At 74.8% G+C, this 3,416-nt stretch carries 3 protein-coding genes; 1 reads left to right on the top strand and 2 read right to left on the bottom strand.

The window, feature by feature from the left end:
* Window positions 1-73 precede the first annotated feature (73 nt).
* Window positions 74-1,462 carry an NAD(P)/FAD-dependent oxidoreductase gene (locus OFY01_RS15630; protein ID WP_266600304.1) on the bottom strand — a complete coding sequence of 463 codons (1,389 nt, stop codon included), beginning with the start codon at window positions 1,460-1,462 and terminating at the stop codon, window positions 74-76.
* 188 nt (window positions 1,463-1,650) lie between these two features.
* Entirely contained in the window at window positions 1,651-2,286 is a 636-nt protein-coding gene (locus tag OFY01_RS15625; protein WP_266600302.1) for a TetR family transcriptional regulator, read from the bottom strand.
* Window positions 2,287-2,459: 173 nt separating this feature from the next.
* Here OFY01_RS15625 and OFY01_RS15620 point away from each other — a divergent pair, with 173 nt between their 5' ends.
* Complete coding sequence (locus OFY01_RS15620) at window positions 2,460-3,251, top strand: SDR family NAD(P)-dependent oxidoreductase (protein ID WP_266600300.1); 792 nt, start codon at window positions 2,460-2,462, stop codon at window positions 3,249-3,251.
* Window positions 3,252-3,416 lie beyond the last annotated feature (165 nt).

The following is a 3,416-nucleotide window of genomic DNA, read 5'->3' as shown; positions in this document are numbered from 1 at the left end:
CTCGGGCTTTTCGGCAACGCCGCGAGCGTGCGTGCCAGGCATCGCCGGGCAGGCGGGAGTTTGAAGACAGGGCCTAGGCGGCTGAGCGGCCTGGGCGGGCGCGTCCGCCTCCGGTTCGTGCCACGGAGGCGGACGCGGTCTGGGAGGGGACGGCAAGGCCCAGGTCCGTCAGGAGTTCGGTCGCGGCGCGGTGGGCCGAGCGGAGGGCGCCGTGCACCGTGCTGAGGTCCCGGTGGGAGCCGCACACGTAGAGGCCGGACAGCAGGCGTACCGGGCGGTCCGGGTCGTGCGGGGCGGGCATCGCGGGGACGGCGTGCGGGTCGTGGTGGACGGCCAGGGTCTCCCACGCCGCCGTCGACGTGCCGTAGAGCGCGGCGAGTTGGGTGCGCACCTCCCCGTCCGTGGGCTCCGCGCCCAGGGCCGTCGACGAGACCAGCGCCCGTCCGGACGGGGCGCGGGTCGGGTCCACCTGGCTGACCACGGACGTGTGCGCGACCGGGCCGGCACCGTCCGCGTCCAGGAGCAACGACGGTTCCGCCAGGGGAGGTTGGGGAACCGCGTGGTGGAACACCGTCACTCCGTGGAAGGGCGGGACGCGCAGGCCCGGCAGCAGCCGCGCCGCGGTCGGCGCGTCGGTCGCCAGGATCACGGCCCGGCACGGCACCACCCCGTGCTCGGCCGTCGTCACACGGTTCGCCGCCACCTCCGTGACCCGGACCCCGGTCCGCACGGCCTCACGCGGCAGGCCCGACGCCAGCAGCTCCGGCAGTACGTCCGCGCCGCCCTCCGCGACGGCCAGGCCGCCGGACGCGTAAGCGCGCACGGCCAGGTCGGCGCAGCGGCTCGACGTCGTCAGGTCCGGATCGCACAAGAGCGCCGAGAGCAGGGGGCGTACGACGCCGTCCAGCGTCCGGGCGGGCAGCCCGCGGGTCGACAGGGCGCGGGTCACGGGCAGTTCGGGGCGGGCCAGGAGCCGGGCCGGGGTCGTCGCGGACAGGCGGGCCAGGGCCGCGCCGAGCCGCGCGTGGTCCAGCGGGCCGCCGAGCGGGGGCCGGGTGCCGCGCGACGGGCGAGGGGCGCTCGCCAAGGCGCGTGCCGCACTGAGTGCGCCCCTCGTGCGCCGGGGGCGGGCGGGTTCACCGGCCCGGTGGTGCCGCCCCTCGCTGTGCACCAGCACACCGGGGGAGTAGGCCCGCAGTACCAGGGCGTCGAGGCCCGGCGCGGCGCGCAGCGACGTGCCGTAGGGGCCGCACGGCGTCAGCAACTGGCCGCACCGGTCGAGCCGGAACCCGTCGACCTTCTCGGTGGACATGCGGCCGCCGACGCGCTGGGCGGCCTCCAGGACCAGGGTTCTCACGCCCGCCCTGGTCAGATGCCGGGCGGCCGCGAGTCCGGCGACCCCGGCCCCCACGACGACGACGGCCCCTGCGTCTGCTGGATCTACGCGTCCGGGCTCAACCACGTGTGCCTCCGGCGGTTGGGGGGCTGGTGACCGGGGGCCCGATGCCCCCAACACGCCCCCGGGATACCTGAGTTCGCGTCGAGGGTAGGTCGGGCGGCGGTCGAGGGCAGTCGCGCGTCGGGGCGGCACGGGGGCACGGCCGGCCGGGCCGGTGCGCCCCGTCGGTTCCGGCCGGCGCGCCCCGGCGCTCAGCCGCCGCGACGACCGGTCAGGCGGTGGATCGCCCGGCGTGCCAAGGCCGCGGGGGAGCCTGGGCCCGAGGCGTCGCCGTCCGTCGCGGCCCACACCTCCAGGCTCACCCGGATCGCGTCGGTCGCCGCGGCCACCGTCAGACGCAGTTCGAACTCGTCCGCGTCCGGGGCCGCCAGGCGCGCCACCACCGGGAGCAGTTTCTCCTCGGACTCCTGATTGACCCGGTACCAGACGGCCCGCAGCGCCGGGTCGTCGCGCGCCGCCCGCAGCAGGGCGCGCGTGCGCAGCAGGCCCTCCTCGGCCGCCGCGTCGCGCGGTGACAGCGAAGCCGTCGCCGCCGTCTCCAGGGCCTCGGGCAGGCTCGTGCCCGGCTCCGTCGCCGCGAGGAGCTCGCGCCAGCGCTCCCCGCCCGCGGCGAGCAGCGGGCCGACCGCGTCCTGCTTGTTGCGGAAGTAGCGGTAGAAGGTGCGCAGCGCGACGCCCGCGCGGCGCGCGATCTCCTCGGCCGTCGTGTTGTCCGGCCCCTGCTCCGTGAACAGCTCGGTCGCCGCGCGCGCGATGTCGAGCTGCGTCGCGGCCTTGCGTCGCTCGGTCAGCGAGAGGGGCGGTGGTGTCGTCGGGGGCTCTTGCACGGGCGAAGCGTAGCCCGGCAGGGGTGGATGGCATGGAAAGACGTAATGGCAAAACGTGCCACTCAGGCGTACTGTGGCCACAGTCTTCCCCGGTTTCCTTCTTCGTCCCGATCTCGGTTCGTCCCGATGTCAGTCCGTCCCGATCTCAGTCCGTCCCGATCTCAGGAGCTCTCATGGACCGCTACGAAAACCGCCGCGCCCTCGTCACCGGCGGCGGCTCAGGCATCGGCCAGGCCACCGTCCTGCGCCTGCTCGCCGAGGGCGGCACCGTCGTCGCCGCCGACGTCAGCGAGGCCGGGCTCGCCGACACCGTCGCCAAGGCCGGGGCCGACGCCGACCGCCTGACCACGCTCGTCATGAACATCGCCGACGAGGAATCCGTGCGGGCCGGGGTCGCCGCGGCCGTCGCGGGGCTCGGCGGCAGCGGACTCGACGTGCTGGTCAACGCCGCGGGCATCCTGCGCTCCGGCCACACCGAGCACGTCGCCCTCGCCGACTTCGAGCAGGTGATCCGGGTGAACCTCGTCGGCACGTTCCTGGTCGTCCGCGAGGCGATACCGGCGCTGCGCGACGGCTCGGACCCGGCCGTCGTCAACTTCAGCTCCACGTCCGCGACGTTCGCCCACCCGTACATGGCGGCCTACGCGGCCAGCAAGGGCGGCATCCAGTCCATGACGCACGCGCTCGCCGCCGAGTACGGCAAGCAGGGCATCCGGTTCACCGCCGTACAGCCCGGCTCCATCTCGTCGGGCATGACCGACGGGTCCGGCGAGAGCAGGCAGAGTCAGGGCCCCGGCCTGCCCGAGGACACCGACTGGAGCCTGTTCACGAAGCTGACGCCCGCGCTCGGCGAGGGGTTCGCCGGACCGGAGGCCGTGGCCGGGGTCGTCGCGATGCTCGCGTCCCGGGACGGGAAGTTCATCACCGGCACGGAGATCCGCATCGACGGTGGAACCCACTACTGACCGCCGGAACCCGCTCCCGGCTGACCGCCGGAACCCGCTACGGCGACGCCACGGCACGCGCGTGAACGGCCCCGCCCGTGAACAGCGTGCCTAGCTTGATCTTTAACCTCCGACGTCGAATGCTGCGTCGAACTTGATCACTCGGTCTGGTATCCGCCGTACGTG

It is taken from the genome of Streptomyces beihaiensis, from assembly GCF_026274175.1.
Classification (GTDB): domain Bacteria; phylum Actinomycetota; class Actinomycetes; order Streptomycetales; family Streptomycetaceae; genus Streptomyces; species Streptomyces beihaiensis.
The sequence above is the reverse complement of the archived record's forward strand: the minus strand, read 5'-3'. Positions and strand labels throughout refer to the sequence as shown.